This is a genomic window from Methylotuvimicrobium sp. KM1 (assembly GCF_044788715.1).
Taxonomy (GTDB): domain Bacteria; phylum Pseudomonadota; class Gammaproteobacteria; order Methylococcales; family Methylomonadaceae; genus Methylotuvimicrobium.
Genome location: NZ_CP173170.1, coordinates 4,416,505 through 4,431,168 on the forward strand (window position 1 = coordinate 4,416,505; position 14,664 = coordinate 4,431,168).

The window sequence follows — 14,664 nt, forward strand, 5'->3', positions numbered from 1 at the left end:
TCGCTCACATTGCATAAAATTAAAATTAAAATTCTTGGAAAAATGCATTTTTGTGAAAGCAATGTTAAAATCCCTTCCGAAACCCGTGATTTAACAGCAGAGAGTACGGATGTCGACTGAGCCTCAGCACACACCTTATCAAAAGCCTGCTTTGGAGTTTAAGAGCAGTACATTCTCAGTGCCTGTCCTAATTCCTTATACGAATGACCTGACTGTTATCGAGCATCAACTACAGCAAAAAATCAATCAAGCGCCTGAGTTTTTTAGAAACTCCCCGATACTCATCGACCTACAGGAACTGAATAAGCAATCGATTAGCCTGAACGTAGCCGAATGCATCGAATTATTAAGGCGATTAGCGCTTCTTCCGATAGGCATCCGCGGCGGCCTACATGACCAGAATGAAGCCGCGTTGGCATTAAATATTCCAAAAATTTCAGCCCAGCAAAACATTAGCCATCAAGATACCGCTCAAAAACTCGAAAAAATAATACCTGAACCGGAACCGGAACCAGAAACATCGGAACAGCCCACTACCCGGATTGTTACGAATCCGGTCCGCTCCGGCCAACGAATCTACGCGCACGGCGACTTGATCGTGCTGTCCCAAGTCAGCGCAGGCTCCGAGATCATGGCCGAAGGTAATATTCATGTTTATGGAACTTTACGAGGAAGAGCATTGGCGGGCATTCAAGGCAATACCGAGGCCAGAATTTTTTGCTCTGATTTACAAGCCGAACTCATTTCCATTGCCGGTAATTATAAAATAAGCGAGGATTTGGATGAGTCGGTACGCAACAAACCGATCCAAATCTATCTCAATGATTTGGCGTTAATCATTCAGGATTTATAATTTCACGTCTCGTTGGAGGACAATCAGTTGGCTAGAATCATCGTCGTAACATCCGGAAAAGGCGGAGTTGGAAAGACAACAACCAGTGCAGCCATCGCTATGGGACTCGCTAAAAAAGGACATAAAACTGCGGTTATCGATTTCGACGTAGGCTTAAGAAACCTTGACTTAGTGATGGGCTGCGAGCGCCGCGTAGTCTATGATTTAGTCAATGTCATCAATGGCGAGGCAGCACTTAATCAGGCATTGATTCGCGACAAGCGCTGCAATCAACTGTATATTTTGCCGGCTTCACAAACACGCGACAAGGAAGCGTTAACTATCGAAGGCGTCGGCAAGGTTCTTGAAGAACTCGCCAAGGAATTCAAATATGTCGTTTGCGACTCGCCAGCCGGCATAGAAAAAGGCGCCACTCTTGCGATGTATTTCGCCGACGATGCCTTCGTCGTAACAAACCCGGAAGTTTCATCGGTCCGCGACTCGGACCGTATGCTCGGCATTTTGGCCAGCAAATCGAAACGAGCCGAAAACAACGAAGAGCCGATCAAAGAATATTTATTACTGACACGTTATTCTCCCGATCGCGTAAAATTAGGCGAAATGCTGAGTGTCGAAGACGTACAAGAAATCCTGTCCCTGCATTTATTAGGCGTCATACCGGAATCCAAATCGGTACTAAACGCATCAAACTCGGGCATTCCTGTCATTTTGGACGAAAAAAGCGATGCCGGCCAAGCCTATGACGATGTAGTTGCACGTTACTTAGGCGAAGACAGGCCGCACCGCTTTATCGATGAAGAGAAAAAGGGCCTTTTTGGAAAGCTGTTCAGGAGTAAATAATGAGTTTACTGGATTACTTTAGAACTACTAAGCCAAGCTCGGCATCCATTGCCAAGGAAAGATTGCAAATTTTGGTGGCGCACGAACGCTCCTCAAAAACGCAACCCTCTTATCTCCCACAGTTACAAAAGGAACTTCTCGAAGTGATTCGAAAGTATGTCAACGTCGAGCAAGATGCGATATCGGTTAATTTCGAACAAGACGACGATCAGGAAATTCTCGAACTCAATATTGTGCTACCCGACGAGCACGACAAGGTTTCTTAAACTAAATTAGGTGAAAAAAATGACTGATACGATTGGACAATCCGCTGGGAAAATCTGGCAATTCTTGAATGATAACGGTGCGACCAGCGTCAGCAAAATCTCGACCGAAACCGGGATGAATAAGAATGATGTTCAGCGCGCGCTCGGCTGGCTTGCCAGAGAGGATAAAATCAGCATAGAACTCAAAAACGGGCGTACCGAAAGCATTTCACTGATTGAATAAAAATTTAATTGCCAAATATCGGCAACTGTACCTATAACCGGCAGTCTTGCCTGTCGGTTATTTAATGCAGCTCCCTATGCCTAATAATGATATTAAGCGCTTGAGATTTATATTGCTTAGCCAATAAATCGGCCAAATAAACCGAACGATGCTGCCCTCCGGTACATCCGATAGCGATAGTGAGATAACTACGCCCTTCTTCTTCGAAGCGAGGAATCCAGCGCCCGAGAAAAGCGCTCACATCTTGAAAATATTCCAACACATTAGGCTCTCGGTCAAGAAACTCGATTATTGCTTGATCCTTACCGGTCAACCCCCTCAATTCCGGCACCCAATAAGGATTGGGCAGACATCTAACATCGAAAATAAAATCGGCATCGAGCGGAATGCCATGCTTGAAACCGAAAGACTGAAATTGAATAGAAATATGTCGAGCATTGCGCTCACCGACCTGATCCCTGATTAGATCGCGTAACTGATGATAATGCGTACGACTGGTATCGATCACAAAATCCGCGAGCCGCGCTATCGGCTTGAGAATTTCTTTTTCGATAACCAGCGCTTCTTTTAGCGGCAAATTATAGTCGGTCAAAGGGTGCCGACGCCGAGTTTCACTGTACCGTTTTAACAATACCGCCTCTTCGGCCTGCATGAACATCACCTCGCATTCTATCTTCTTTGATCGAATCAACTTGATGATGCGGGCAAAATTCAACAAACTATCGCTTTGATTACGAGCATCAATGCCGATCGCCGTTTTTTCATAGGTTTTTCGATCGGCCAACATGACATCATTGATAAAGTCTTCGAGCAAGGTCACCGGCAAGTTATCAATACAATAAAACCCGCAATCCTCCAGCGTGGTTAGCGCAATACTTTTACCGGACCCGGAAAGCCCGCTGACGATAAGCAATTTCATGATAAAAGTTCTAACGAACTGTTCTGTGGGTAGCGAAGGCACCGGATATCTTCCAGCGCCCTCGTTGTTAAATCGTTGAAGGCAATCTTTAACTAGCGATGACTGCCGGTTTTCTCTTTATGCTTGATGATTTGACGATCCAATTTATCAACTAATTTATCGATAGCAACATACATATCTTCCTGAGTATCCTCGGCGAATAATTTGGCGCCGCTGATTTGAACTGTCGCCTCCGCTTTTTGATTCAGTTTTTCGACCGTCAAAACGACGTGCACATCGGTAACATGATCAAAATGACGCTCGAGTTTTTCAAACTTCGACTCGACAAACGTTTTTAACGATTCCGTTACTTCGATGTGGTGGCCGGATACACTGATTTGCATGGAATAAACTCCTTATTGTTGGTGTGGTATAAATTCTGCGTTATAAAAGACGCTTACGTTGACTGGATGAAGCAATATTCATTGCCTCACGATATTTGGCAATCGTTCTTCTTGCGACATTAATGCCTTTTTCTTTTAATAATTCGGCTATTTTACTATCACTGAGCGGTTTTGTTTGATTTTCGTTCTCGACCAACTCTTTAATCAGCGCTCGAATAGCCGTAGAAGAGCACTCGCCGCCCGTCGCAGTCGATACATGACTGGAGAAAAAATATTTAAATTCGACGATGCCATTCGGCGTATGCATGTATTTTTGCGTAGTCACGCGCGATATCGTCGACTCATGCAACTGCAACTCTTCTGCGACATCGCGAAGCACCATCGGTTTCATCGAAATGGAACCGTGCTCCAAAAAATCCTGCTGTTTTCCAACGATACAGCGAGCCACCCGCAACAAGGTTTCGTTTCGACTATGCAAACTCTTGATAAACCAACGAGCTTCCTGCAGGTGATCCTTCATGCAGGAGTTATCCTTGCTGCTATCCGCGCGCTTGATCATACTTGAATAAAACGGATTGATTCTGAGCTTCGGCGCGATATCGGGATTGAGTTCGACTTGCCACTGACCATTTACCTTGACCACATAAACATCGGGAATCACATATTCGGAGTCGGTATTTTCAATTCTTGTCCCTGGCTTTGGATCCAATGTCCTAATTAACGCAATAACTCTATTCAGTTGAGCCTCGGTTAACCCCAACTTGCGCATCAATTTAGCCTGATCTTGAGACGCCAACAAACCTAAATAGCGACTTACCAGCTCTACCGCTTCTTTCTTATAAGGAGTATCGTCGGGTAATTGCTGTATTTGTAGCAAGAGGCAATCGCTTAAATCCCTGGCGGCCACACCGGGAGGATCGAAATTTTGCACTTGATGCAATACTGCCTCAACCTCATCAAACTCGAGATCTTCCACTTGCTCCAAAAGCCCTTGGAAAATATCTTCCAATGAGCTGACTAAGTACCCATCTTCATTGATCGAATCTATGATCGTCTCTGCAATCTCACGATCTCGGTCTGAAAAGTGCGCCACGTCCAATTGCCACAACAAATGATCCAATAATGTTTCCGACTTACTGCGTTGGCTTTCGAACTCCACCGATTCGCCAGCCCCGCTGATAGCTGCCTGGGCATTTTCAAAAACATCTTCCCAAGACGTATCGATAGGCAAATCGTCGGGCATGTCGGTTTGCGAACCTTCACTCGTTGCCTGATCGGAATAATCGGTCTTTTTGTCCAGAGACTCCTGATCGACAACGCCTGTAGCCTCCTCATCGGCGACTTCCAACATCATATTCGATTCCAGCGCGTTTTGGATTTCTTGCTGCAAATCGAGCGTCGACAATTGCAGCAGCTTTATCGCTTGCTGCAACTGTGGGGTCATCGTAAGCTGCTGACCGAGACGGAGTTGAAGTGACTGTTTCATCGTATAAGTTTGAACATTATTAATCCATGCATCAGCAGGTATCTTTTGGCTATTTTAGGTCAAGGATACTATTCTCGAATTACAAAGTGGAATATTTCCGTTTCCGGGGCTCCTATGAGAGCATCGTCGTGACCGACTCTCAAAATATATCTGCAATCGACTTTGCACTTGCTTGAAGTATAACGCTAAAGGCTGAAGTTCTCACCCAAATAAACCTTCCTTACTTCTTGATTACGGACTATAGCCTCCGCGTCGCCTTCGGCAATCACTTTACCTTCGTTGAGAATATAAGCACGGTCGCAAATCCCTAGAGTTTCCCTGACATTATGTTCGGTTATGACAACACCAATCCCTCTATCCTTCAGATGAATTATAATCTGCTTGATATCCTCAACCGAAATCGGATCAACGCCGGCAAACGGCTCGTCCAGTAAGATAAATTTCGGCTCGCTGGCCAAAGCCCTAGCAATTTCGACGCGTCGACGCTCGCCGCCCGATAAGCCGACGGCAATTTGATTACGTAGATGCTCGACATGAAACTCCGCCAGCAGCTCCTCGATCATCAATTCGACCTGCCCTTTGGTCAAGTCGGCGCGAATTTGCAGCACCGCACGCAAATTATCGGCAACGCTTAACTTTCTGAATACCGAAGGCTCCTGAGGCAAATAACCAAGACCCATTTGCGCACGAATATGCATCGGATAATACGTGATCGAAAGATCGTCCAACATTATTTCGCCGGCATCGGCTTTAATCAACCCGACCAGCATATAAAAGCTAGTGGTTTTACCGGCACCGTTAGGTCCGAGCAACCCTACAATTTCCCCGGTATTGACGTTCAACGAAACGCCGTTGACGACATTACGTTTATTGTAGTGTTTAATCAATCCTTGAGCCGACAGTTTTGTCATATTTTTATCATTTTTCCGATTTAGGTTTTAATATAACGCGAACCCGCTTGGCATCGGATTCCTGATCGCCCGCTTTGACAATTGAGTTTCGACTGTCGTAACGAATGATGTCGCTTGCATAGGTATTGCCCTCTTGCCAAACCACCGCCTCCTTGATCAGTATTAATAAATTCTGCTTAGGATAATATTCGCCGGTCAACGCCTTACCGGTGATATCGCCGCCGTTATCGGGGGTTTGCTGAAAACGGGCCGGTTTTCCGGTCGCAACCAACTTATCGACATCGCCGTCTTTAAAATATACAACCAATTTATCAGACCAAACCTTAAGACTACCCTGGGTCGAAACAACATTCCCTGTGTAAATACTAACCCCGGCATTATCGTCGTAGGTTGCTGCGTTCGAGTCGATATAAATCGGCTGGTCGGCATCGCTTTTCAACGCCAAACCGGACGAACTATAAGCGATTAAAATCGAAAAAATGATCCCGTAACAGGTTTTTTTATGGTTATTTTGTCTCATATTTTCCTCTAACCTTGGAAAACAACTCTATCCGGATAGGCGTGCTGTAATAGAGTTTCATCCCTATACCTTCCGTCCTGTTCGGAGGACTAAGCAACTCAGCCCATTCATCGGTTTCCGCGTAATTAATCTCCGGCTGAACACGCACATTCGAACTATTGATTTTCATCGCCCTGGAACCGGGCCCAGCCTCTCTAGCAACAACAGCTTTTCCATTCATCAGAATAAGTTTCTTATCGCTCGAAACAATTCCGGTTTCCGACTGGATCACCCAAGGTGGGACGCCCGGGTTCATAATAGTCATAACCGGCTTCTGCAGGTGCGTGGTTCCGTCGTCATTATAGTGCGTCAAGGTATCGGCAACCAATTTGCTCTTGAGCAGACCTGTAACATCCATCTCCCATTTAGCATAGCCGGTACTAAAATAATCGACGGTATGAGGAGACTTCTCGAGCGCTATGACTTCTTCATCAACTGCCGTCAACTGTAACAACCACCAACTTACAATCGCCAGCAATACACCATAAATATAGAGTCGAAGATTGCTTTCCGGCATAACTAGTACAGGTACTCTTCAAGAACGGCAGCAAAAGTCCCCTGGGCCTGCATAATCAAATCGCACACCTCCCTGACCGCGCCTTGACCGCCCGGCAGCGTCGTACACCAATGAGCACGTTGCTTGACGGCAAAATTCGCGTCCTCGACCGCAATCGCCAAACCGACCCGCGACATAATCGGCAAATCCAGCAAGTCATCTCCAACATGCGCCGCTTCAGCCGGATCGATAGCCAATGCTTGAACAAGCTCCTCAAAGGCCGTAATTTTATTTTCATACCCTTGATAAACATGCGTTATCCCGAGATTTTTCATCCGCAAAGCCACCGAATTCGACTTTCGCCCGGAAATCACGGCCACCTCGACGCCGGTTTGACGCAGTAATTTTATTCCATGACCATCCCGGGCATGAAAACATTTATATTCAACGCCTTGGTTATCGAAAAACAAGCGGCCATCGGTCAGTACGCCGTCGACATCGAGAATCAATAATTTCAGCCGGGCGGCTTTGGCCAATATGTTTTGCATTTTTCGGCTCCTGGTATTAGACAATTCCGGCATGGATCAAGTCATGCATACTTAATGCACCGACCGGTTTGTGAGACTTATCATTAACGATCAAGGCATTGATTTTTTTTTGCTGCATGATCTGCATCGCTTCGGCAGCTAGAATATCGGCGTCGATCGCAGTAAAGTTTCGAGTCATCGCTTCACCGATACGCGTTCCATGCACATCATGACTTTTTTCCAAGAATCGCCTCAAATCGCCATCGGTAAAAATGCCGGCACTCTTGCCGAAGCGATCGACAATCACGGTCATGCCCATTTTTTTCTCGGTCATTTCCAACAAGGCCTCTGTAATCAAAGCCGTTTCCGGAACAATCGGAATTTCATCGCCGGTATGCATGATATCGCTGACCATCAACAACAAACGCCGCCCTAAACTTCCCCCTGGATGCGATAACGCAAAATCATCTCGGGTAAATCCTCTTGCCTCCAGCAGTGAAACCGCGAGAGCATCGCCCATCACCAACGCTGCGGTCGTACTGGAAGTCGGCGCCAACCCTAAAGGACAGGCCTCTTGACGAACGCTAACATCGATATGCGCCGTGGCGAATTTCGCCAATGTCGATTCGCGATTGCCGGTCATCGCTATCAACGGCACGCCGATGCGTTTGATGATCGGTAGAATGGTAATGACTTCGCCGGTTTCGCCCGAGTTAGAGAGGGCTAAGACTACATCCTGAGCAGTTATCATGCCTAGGTCGCCATGACTGGCCTCACCAGGATGCACAAAAAAAGCCGGCGTCCCGGTACTCGCTAAAGTAGCGGCAATTTTACCCGCAATATGACCGGATTTGCCCATTCCGGTCACAACGACTCGTCCTTTACAATTAAACATTAAACGACAAGCCAAAATAAAATCGTCATCGATCCGTTCCGCCAAAGCAGTAACAGCATCGCCCTCGACCTGAATAACCGCCAAGGCCAGTTTTCGCAATTCGGGTTCGTGAATCATCATATTATGTGCTCTAACCTGTTATGCACTCTAACCTGCGATTGTACTTTTAAATACTAGCCATTGATAAGCGCCGTAGCTTGATAACAAAAACACTCCCTCCCATCGATTGATTCTCCTCGATTTGAAAAAACCGAATACGAATACAAAAAACGCCAATGTCAATGCCAACATCATCGGAAAATCCCGAGACAAAACACTTTCATTTACCGGTCCTGGGGCAATCAATCCCGGCAACGAATAAACAGCTAGCAAATTATACATATTCGAACCGATCACATTGCCGACCGCCAAATCGGTCTGCCGCTTTAATACGCTCGCCGCCGATGCCGCCAACTCCGGCAAACTCGTTCCCATAGCGACTAGCGTCAAGCCGATAACCAAATCGCTGACACCTAATGCATTCGCAATATTGACTGAAGCCCACACCAGGAGTCTCGAACTGATTAACAGCCCCAACAAACCGATAATCGTAATAAACCAGGCTAACCGCATAGAACACATCGGTAATGGCATTGCCAATGTATCGTTAAAATCGCCGTTTTTTGATTGATCAAGCCCATTTCGAACCAACCAAGCAATAAAACATACCAGTCCGACCATTAAAATAATGCCGTCGCTCCGCGACAACCCGTCAAAAGCAAGACCGAAGCACAATAAACTTGTTATTAATAAGAGCTGCAACTCCCGGCGTAACAGTTTTGTCCGAAAAGTCAACGGCATGATTAGTGCGCAACAACCTAATATTAGCCCGATATTCGCGATATTCGACCCCAATGCGTTGCCGACGGCAAGGCCCGCATTACCTTGCCATGATGCTAAACCTGAAACCAACACCTCGGGAATCGAAGTCCCAAAACCGACGACAGTCAAACCGATTAACAAGGCCGAAACGCCCCAATTTTGTGCAATCGCTGCCGCACCATCGACAAATGTATCCGCCGAATACACCATTAACGCCAAACTTGCAATCAAAACGATAGAATCGCACCACATAAGATATTAAAGAGGGCAAAATTGGCGCATTATGACACGATTAAGACGCCAATGTCCCTAGCACGCTCAACTCTGTAAGGATAAAACCTAAAATATTTGCCTATCTATAAGGCAGCTCATCGCTTATTAAGTCAGCGGTAAACAGTAAGCCGGCAGCAGAGAATCGTTTACAGAGGCATCTCGACCGAATAACCTCCCGAGATGTGAGTATTCAGTCCCACAGCCAATCTCGTTCCCATGCTCTGCGCTCGCCTTTATACACAAGTATCGGTAAACTTGCTAAACAGAGTTCGTCGTATACCTGGAAACGGTGCTGTTTGATAAATCTGCGGATATTGAACATCAGTGGCTTCGAAATCGCGACGAAGGCGTCGCTCCCACAAGGGGGCGGATGCTCTGTGGGAGCGATCCCCAGATCGCGATTTCGAAGTCGGGAACGTTGGGCGACAAAAAATGGTATCGAAGCCTCATTAGCTAAGATTGCAAAACAGTAATTTTTGACTTATGTATAACGATGAGTGCTCTGCGTGGGAACGATAGGGGTGTGAATAATTACCCCGAGATCGCACTTTCCGCTTCATTCCCTATTCCCTATTCCCTATTCCCTATTCCCTATTCCCTGTTCACTGTTTACTATTTACTGCTCACCAACCACCACTCACTAATAAATCCTGCAATTAGTTGACTTAACCTTCGCATGTCGGCCAAAATACTCGGTTTAGATTTTCCGACAGGGTTATCATCAGGCATGGATAACAGCGATATCTCGGCCGACAGTTTAATATCCGTCCGTAACCTTTCATTTTCGCGCGGCAACAGAAAAATATTCGACGATATTTCTCTCGATATCGCGCGCGGCAAAATTACCGCGATCATGGGCCCTAGCGGCACGGGTAAAACCACGCTGCTCAAGTTGATTGGCGGACAACTTTTCCCGGAACAAGGCTCTATCGTCGTCGACGGGCTCGATGTTCATCAATTGCGACGCAAAGAATTATTCAATTTGCGCAAACGCATCGGCATGCTGTTTCAAAGCGGCGCATTATTAACCGATATCAATGTCTATGACAATGTTGCGTTTCCGCTTCGCGAACACACGCACTTAACAGAGTCGATGATCCGGACCTTGGTATTAATGAAACTCCAGGCCGTCGGTCTGCGCGGCGCCCGAGACCTAATGCCGAACGAACTTTCAGGCGGCATGGCCAGACGCGTGGCGCTCGCCCGTGCAATCGCGCTAGACCCGATGATGATTCTGTACGACGAACCGTTTACCGGACAAGATCCGATCTCGATGGGCTCAATCGTTCACTTGATCAAATCACTCAATACCACGTTAGGACTGACCAGCATCATCGTCTCCCACGACGTCGCGGAAACCTCGGCAATCGCAGACTATATCTATGTTATTTCCGACGGCAAAATCGCAGGGCAAGGCACTCCTAAGGAAATCGAAGCATCGGAATCGTCATGGGTTCAGCAATTTATGAAAGGAGACCCGGACGGTCCCGTTCATTTTCATTATCCCGCACCGAACTACATCGAAGACCTGCTGACTTCCGCCCAATCGCCGTCTCGATTCGCTCCCAAAGAAGAAGCCAAAAAAACAGACGAATCCTTGAACGCTAAGGGATTGAAAAAAACGCCTTCCCGTAAACGCGGACGTTCGCGCTATCGCCGCGAGGATTAACATGCTGCATTTCTTACAACAATTGGGCTCATCGACCCGCACCAATTTCGCCAAACTCGGTCGAGCCACGTTCTTTCTCGGCCACACGTTGACCGGTATTGTGGATGTTGCACTAAGACCCAGGTTGCTGCTTAACCAACTTCATTCGGTCGGCGTACTGACCTTCTTGATCATAACGATCTCCGGCCTGTTCGTCGGCATGGTCTTAGGGCTTCAGGGTTACAACATACTGTCGGATTTTGGTTCGGAAGAAGCACTTGGCATCATGGTCGCCGCATCACTAGTTAGAGAACTAGGCCCTGTGGTTACCGCATTGCTGTTCGCCGGACGCGCTGGTTCCGCCCTAACTGCCGAAATCGGCCTGATGAAAGCGACCGAACAGTTATCCGGCATGGAAATGATGGCGGTCGACCCGGTCAACCGCATCATTTCACCACGCTTTTTCGCGGGGTTCCTATCGATGCCCCTGTTGGCGGCATTATTCAGCATGGTCGGCATTCTTGGCGGGCATATGGTTGGCGTCGGGCTGCTCGGTGTCGATGACGGCTCTTATTGGTCGCAAATGCAAGCGAACCTGGATTTTTATGACGATATTGTCAACGGCGTCATTAAAAGCATAGTCTTCGGTTTTGCCGCCACTTGGATCGCATTATTCGAAGGTTACGATGCCGTACCGACCGCGGAAGGCGTTAGCCGAGCGACGACTCGCACCGTGGTCAATTCCGCATTCGCCATACTCGGTCTGGACTTTATTTTAACCGCCATGATGTTTGGAGACATTTAGCATGCAGCATACCCGCACCCAGGATACATTGGTCGGACTGTTCGTCGCGGCCGGTATCGTCGCCCTATTTTTTCTGTCTTTGCAAGTCAGTAATATTCGATCCTTCATGCCCGCTGATACCTATGTCATCACCGCGCGTTTTAGCAATTCAGGCGGCCTTAAAGTAAAATCTCCGGTCTCGGTCGCGGGCGTTCGAATCGGTCGCGTTAGCAACATCTATATCGATAAAGAGACTTACGAATCGGTCGTGGAAATGAGCATCGAATCGAAATACGATACTTTACCGGAGGATTCCTCGGCTACGATCTACACTGCGGGACTTTTAGGCGAACAATACATCAACCTCGACCCAGGCGGCTCTTTCGATTATCTAAAAAACGGCGGACGAATCGAAATCACGCAATCCGCAATCGTACTGGAGGAAGTGATAGGCCGATTCTTGTTCCAAAAAGCGGAAGAATAAACGGTGAGCACGATTAGTATCACCCAACAAAGCCCCGGCATATTTTCTGTAGCAGGCGATCTAACCTTCGTCAGCATCGATAAAAAAACCGTCGAATCGTTAGCATTTTTAAAGTCGGCACAATCGGTAACCATCGATCTTACGGAGGTAACGAACACTGACAGTGGCGGCTTGGCATTATTGATCGAGTGGGTTAAATTCGCCCGCGGCAACCGGGTTGAACTTAAATTCCGAAACATCCCCGAACAACTTTTGACACTGGCAAAATTAAGCGGCCTGGAAACAACCGAATACTTTGCCGCCGCCCTGCCCGAATAGGCGCTTAACCTGTTATATGAGAACACACAGTCCATGGATAAATTACTGATCAAAGGCGGCGTTCAACTCTCCGGAGAACTGCGCATTTCCGGCGCTAAAAACGCAGCCCTGCCGATCATGGCCGCCACACTGCTTTCGGACCAACCGGTCAACCTTGGCAATATCCCTCATTTGCATGACATCACCACCACGATGGAATTGCTCGGCCGCATGGGCGTTCAATTGATGGTCGATGAAAAAATGAATATCGAAATCGACAGCCGTTCGATTACCAATTTCGAGGCGCCCTACGAACTGGTCAGAACAATGCGGGCATCGATTCTGGTGCTCGGCCCCCTGCTGTCAAGATTCGGCGAAGCACATGTCTCGCTTCCCGGTGGATGTGCGATTGGTACGCGTCCGGTCGATATACACCTTGACGGTCTTGCCAAAATGGGTGCCGACATAAAAGTCGAAGGCGGCTTTATCCATGCCAAAGTCGATCGTCTAAAAGGCTGCCGATTGGTGCTCGAACAAGTCACCGTGACCGGCACTGAAAACTTATTGATGGCGGCAACGCTAGCCGAGGGAACGACGATTATCGAAAATGCGGCGAGAGAACCTGAAGTTTCCGACCTTGCGCACTTTTTGAATGCGCTGGGCGCACGCATCAAAGGCATCGGTACCGATATCCTTGAAATCGAAGGCGTCGATAGACTGGGTAAAAAAGACCTTCACTACACCATCATGCCGGACCGTATCGAAACCGGCACTTATCTGATCGCCGCCGCCATTACCCGCGGCAAAGTTAAACTAAAAAGCACCCGTACCGACATTCTTGACGCCGTTCTCTCGAAGCTAACGGAAGCGGGTGCCGAAATCACAACAGGTCCCGACTGGATTGCATTGGACATGCACGGCAAACGACCGAAAGCCGTCTCGGTGCGCACGGCGCCTTATCCGGCATTTCCAACCGACATGCAAGCGCAATTCACCGCGATGAATACGATTGCCGAAGGCGTCGGCATCGTGACCGAAACGATCTTCGAAAACCGTTACATGCATATCCAGGAAATGCAGCGCATGGGCGCCAATATCAGACTGGAATCCAACACTGCGATTTGCTCCGGCGTCGACAAACTAACCGGAGCTCCGGTCATGGCAACCGACCTGCGCGCCTCGGCCGGATTGGTCTTGGCCGCATTAGCCGCCGAAGGCGAAACGCTGGTCGACCGAATCTATCATATCGACCGTGGCTACGACCATATCGAAGAAAAACTGTCACAACTCGGCGCGATCATTCGCCGTGTTCCAAACTAAGGTTTTAACATGTTAACTATCGCCGTATCGAAAGGCCGAATCTACGAAGAAGCACTGCCTTTACTGGAAGAGGCCGGCATCCGTCCGGTCGACGATCCGAAAACCAGCCGCAAATTGATTTTGCAAACCACCCGTGACGATGTGCAATTGGTGATTATCCGCGCCACCGATGTCCCGACTTTCGTCGAATACGGCGCGGCCGACATGGGTATCGCCGGCAAAGACGTCCTGCTCGAACACGGAGCTGAAAGCCTTTACGAGCCATTGGATTTGAATATTGCAACCTGCCGGCTGATGACAGCGGCCCATAAAGACGCGCCGAAAATTACCCGCCGCGTGCGCGTTGCGACTAAGTATGTCAAAACCGCCAAGAAATATTTCGCCGAACTGGGCATACAAGCCGACATCATCAAACTTTACGGATCGATGGAGCTTGCGCCATTGGTCGGTCTCGCCGACTGCATCGTCGACCTGGTCGATACCGGCAACACCCTAAAAGCCAACGGACTCGAGCCGCGCGACTTGATCATGAATATCAGTTCGAGACTGGTCGTCAATAAAGCCGCAATGAAGATGAAACATCAAGCCATCCAATCCCTGCTCGACCAATTCGAAAAAACCCTGGCCAAGAGGTAACTC

Annotated in this window: 19 protein-coding genes; 10 read left to right on the top strand and 9 right to left on the bottom strand. The window is 47.9% G+C overall.

Annotated features, from left to right (window positions below; genetic code table 11):
* The first annotated feature begins 109 nt into the window (after positions 1–109).
* Genes minC through ACINK7_RS19205 form a run of 4 tightly spaced genes read left to right on the top strand, consistent with a single transcriptional unit; the run spans position 110 to position 2,182 of the window.
* Entirely contained in the window at positions 110–853 is a 744-nt protein-coding gene (gene minC, locus ACINK7_RS19190; protein WP_404357790.1) for a septum site-determining protein MinC, read from the top strand.
* 27 nt (positions 854–880) lie between these two features.
* Positions 881–1,693, top strand: a complete 813-nt coding sequence (minD, locus tag ACINK7_RS19195; protein WP_046061333.1) for a septum site-determining protein MinD — start codon at positions 881–883, stop codon at positions 1,691–1,693.
* On the top strand, positions 1,693–1,959 hold the full coding sequence (gene minE, locus ACINK7_RS19200) for a cell division topological specificity factor MinE (RefSeq protein WP_125217102.1): 267 nt from the start codon (positions 1,693–1,695) through the stop codon (positions 1,957–1,959). The genes minD and minE overlap by 1 nt, the downstream gene beginning before the upstream one ends.
* Positions 1,960–1,978: 19 nt before the next feature.
* The gene (locus ACINK7_RS19205) at positions 1,979–2,182 is read left to right on the top strand and encodes a winged helix-turn-helix domain-containing protein (RefSeq protein WP_125217103.1); all 204 of its coding nucleotides are present in this window, start codon (positions 1,979–1,981) and stop codon (positions 2,180–2,182) included.
* Between the two features lie 61 nt (positions 2,183–2,243).
* Here ACINK7_RS19205 and rapZ read toward each other — a convergent pair whose 3' ends face one another.
* From rapZ to ACINK7_RS19250, 9 genes are all read right to left on the bottom strand, one after another.
* Entirely contained in the window at positions 2,244–3,101 is an 858-nt protein-coding gene (gene rapZ, locus ACINK7_RS19210) for an RNase adapter RapZ (protein WP_404357793.1), read from the bottom strand.
* Between the two features lie 92 nt (positions 3,102–3,193).
* Positions 3,194–3,484 (bottom strand): ribosome hibernation-promoting factor, HPF/YfiA family, encoded by a 291-nt coding sequence (hpf, locus tag ACINK7_RS19215; RefSeq protein WP_017840886.1) that lies wholly within the window; start codon positions 3,482–3,484, stop codon positions 3,194–3,196.
* A 40-nt stretch (positions 3,485–3,524) separates the two neighbouring features.
* Positions 3,525–4,970: an RNA polymerase factor sigma-54 gene (locus ACINK7_RS19220; RefSeq protein ID WP_404357795.1), complete on the bottom strand. Its 1,446-nt coding sequence runs from the start codon at positions 4,968–4,970 to the stop codon at positions 3,525–3,527.
* Between the two features lie 185 nt (positions 4,971–5,155).
* Positions 5,156–5,881, bottom strand: coding sequence for an LPS export ABC transporter ATP-binding protein (lptB, locus tag ACINK7_RS19225; RefSeq protein WP_404357797.1), 726 nt, complete (start codon positions 5,879–5,881; stop codon positions 5,156–5,158).
* A gap of 7 nt (positions 5,882–5,888) precedes the next feature.
* Entirely contained in the window at positions 5,889–6,401 is a 513-nt protein-coding gene (gene lptA, locus ACINK7_RS19230) for a lipopolysaccharide transport periplasmic protein LptA (protein ID WP_404357799.1), read from the bottom strand.
* Complete coding sequence (gene lptC / locus ACINK7_RS19235; RefSeq protein ID WP_404357801.1) at positions 6,388–6,957, bottom strand: LPS export ABC transporter periplasmic protein LptC; 570 nt, start codon at positions 6,955–6,957, stop codon at positions 6,388–6,390. The genes lptA and lptC overlap by 14 nt, the downstream gene beginning before the upstream one ends.
* Before the next feature lie 2 nt (positions 6,958–6,959).
* A complete protein-coding gene (gene kdsC, locus ACINK7_RS19240) occupies positions 6,960–7,484 on the bottom strand; it encodes a 3-deoxy-manno-octulosonate-8-phosphatase KdsC (RefSeq protein ID WP_404357803.1) in 525 nt (174 codons plus the stop codon).
* Positions 7,485–7,500: 16 nt separating this feature from the next.
* Positions 7,501–8,478, bottom strand: coding sequence for a KpsF/GutQ family sugar-phosphate isomerase (locus tag ACINK7_RS19245; protein WP_404357805.1), 978 nt, complete (start codon positions 8,476–8,478; stop codon positions 7,501–7,503).
* A gap of 27 nt (positions 8,479–8,505) precedes the next feature.
* Complete coding sequence (locus ACINK7_RS19250) at positions 8,506–9,471, bottom strand: calcium/sodium antiporter (RefSeq protein WP_404357807.1); 966 nt, start codon at positions 9,469–9,471, stop codon at positions 8,506–8,508.
* 748 nt (positions 9,472–10,219) lie between these two features.
* Here ACINK7_RS19250 and ACINK7_RS19255 point away from each other — a divergent pair.
* The 6 genes from ACINK7_RS19255 to hisG are packed head-to-tail and all read left to right on the top strand — an operon-like array spanning position 10,220 to position 14,661.
* A complete protein-coding gene (locus ACINK7_RS19255; RefSeq protein WP_404357809.1) occupies positions 10,220–11,161 on the top strand; it encodes an ABC transporter ATP-binding protein in 942 nt (313 codons plus the stop codon).
* 1 nt (position 11,162) lies between these two features.
* On the top strand, positions 11,163–11,945 hold the full coding sequence (gene mlaE, locus ACINK7_RS19260; RefSeq protein ID WP_341327564.1) for a lipid asymmetry maintenance ABC transporter permease subunit MlaE: 783 nt from the start codon (positions 11,163–11,165) through the stop codon (positions 11,943–11,945).
* A 1-nt stretch (position 11,946) separates the two neighbouring features.
* Positions 11,947–12,408 (top strand): outer membrane lipid asymmetry maintenance protein MlaD, encoded by a 462-nt coding sequence (gene mlaD / locus ACINK7_RS19265; RefSeq protein ID WP_404357811.1) that lies wholly within the window; start codon positions 11,947–11,949, stop codon positions 12,406–12,408.
* 3 nt (positions 12,409–12,411) lie between these two features.
* A complete protein-coding gene (locus ACINK7_RS19270) occupies positions 12,412–12,726 on the top strand; it encodes a lipid asymmetry maintenance protein MlaB (protein WP_404357813.1) in 315 nt (104 codons plus the stop codon).
* A gap of 33 nt (positions 12,727–12,759) precedes the next feature.
* Positions 12,760–14,025 (top strand): UDP-N-acetylglucosamine 1-carboxyvinyltransferase, encoded by a 1,266-nt coding sequence (murA, locus tag ACINK7_RS19275; RefSeq protein WP_341327561.1) that lies wholly within the window; start codon positions 12,760–12,762, stop codon positions 14,023–14,025.
* A gap of 9 nt (positions 14,026–14,034) precedes the next feature.
* A complete protein-coding gene (gene hisG / locus ACINK7_RS19280) occupies positions 14,035–14,661 on the top strand; it encodes an ATP phosphoribosyltransferase (RefSeq protein ID WP_404357816.1) in 627 nt (208 codons plus the stop codon).
* The last annotated feature ends 3 nt before the right edge of the window (positions 14,662–14,664 follow it).

Excerpts from the sequence above, each read along its gene's own strand:
- minC (WP_404357790.1), top strand. The coding sequence starts at position 110 with ATGTCGACTGAGCCTCAGCACACACCTTATCAAAAGCCTGCTTTGGAG.
- minE (WP_125217102.1), top strand. The coding sequence starts at position 1,693 with ATGAGTTTACTGGATTACTTTAGAACTACTAAGCCAAGCTCGGCATCC.
- ACINK7_RS19205 (WP_125217103.1), top strand. The coding sequence starts at position 1,979 with ATGACTGATACGATTGGACAATCCGCTGGGAAAATCTGGCAATTCTTG.
- rapZ (WP_404357793.1), bottom strand. The coding sequence starts at position 3,101 with ATGAAATTGCTTATCGTCAGCGGGCTTTCCGGGTCCGGTAAAAGTATT.
- hpf (WP_017840886.1), bottom strand. The coding sequence starts at position 3,484 with ATGCAAATCAGTGTATCCGGCCACCACATCGAAGTAACGGAATCGTTA.
- ACINK7_RS19220 (WP_404357795.1), bottom strand. The coding sequence starts at position 4,970 with ATGAAACAGTCACTTCAACTCCGTCTCGGTCAGCAGCTTACGATGACC.
- lptB (WP_404357797.1), bottom strand. The coding sequence starts at position 5,881 with ATGACAAAACTGTCGGCTCAAGGATTGATTAAACACTACAATAAACGT.
- lptA (WP_404357799.1), bottom strand. The coding sequence starts at position 6,401 with ATGAGACAAAATAACCATAAAAAAACCTGTTACGGGATCATTTTTTCG.
- lptC (WP_404357801.1), bottom strand. The coding sequence starts at position 6,957 with ATGCCGGAAAGCAATCTTCGACTCTATATTTATGGTGTATTGCTGGCG.
- kdsC (WP_404357803.1), bottom strand. The coding sequence starts at position 7,484 with ATGCAAAACATATTGGCCAAAGCCGCCCGGCTGAAATTATTGATTCTC.
- ACINK7_RS19245 (WP_404357805.1), bottom strand. The coding sequence starts at position 8,478 with ATGATGATTCACGAACCCGAATTGCGAAAACTGGCCTTGGCGGTTATT.
- ACINK7_RS19250 (WP_404357807.1), bottom strand. The coding sequence starts at position 9,471 with ATGTGGTGCGATTCTATCGTTTTGATTGCAAGTTTGGCGTTAATGGTG.
- ACINK7_RS19255 (WP_404357809.1), top strand. The coding sequence starts at position 10,220 with ATGGATAACAGCGATATCTCGGCCGACAGTTTAATATCCGTCCGTAAC.
- mlaE (WP_341327564.1), top strand. The coding sequence starts at position 11,163 with ATGCTGCATTTCTTACAACAATTGGGCTCATCGACCCGCACCAATTTC.
- mlaD (WP_404357811.1), top strand. The coding sequence starts at position 11,947 with ATGCAGCATACCCGCACCCAGGATACATTGGTCGGACTGTTCGTCGCG.
- murA (WP_341327561.1), top strand. The coding sequence starts at position 12,760 with ATGGATAAATTACTGATCAAAGGCGGCGTTCAACTCTCCGGAGAACTG.
- hisG (WP_404357816.1), top strand. The coding sequence starts at position 14,035 with ATGTTAACTATCGCCGTATCGAAAGGCCGAATCTACGAAGAAGCACTG.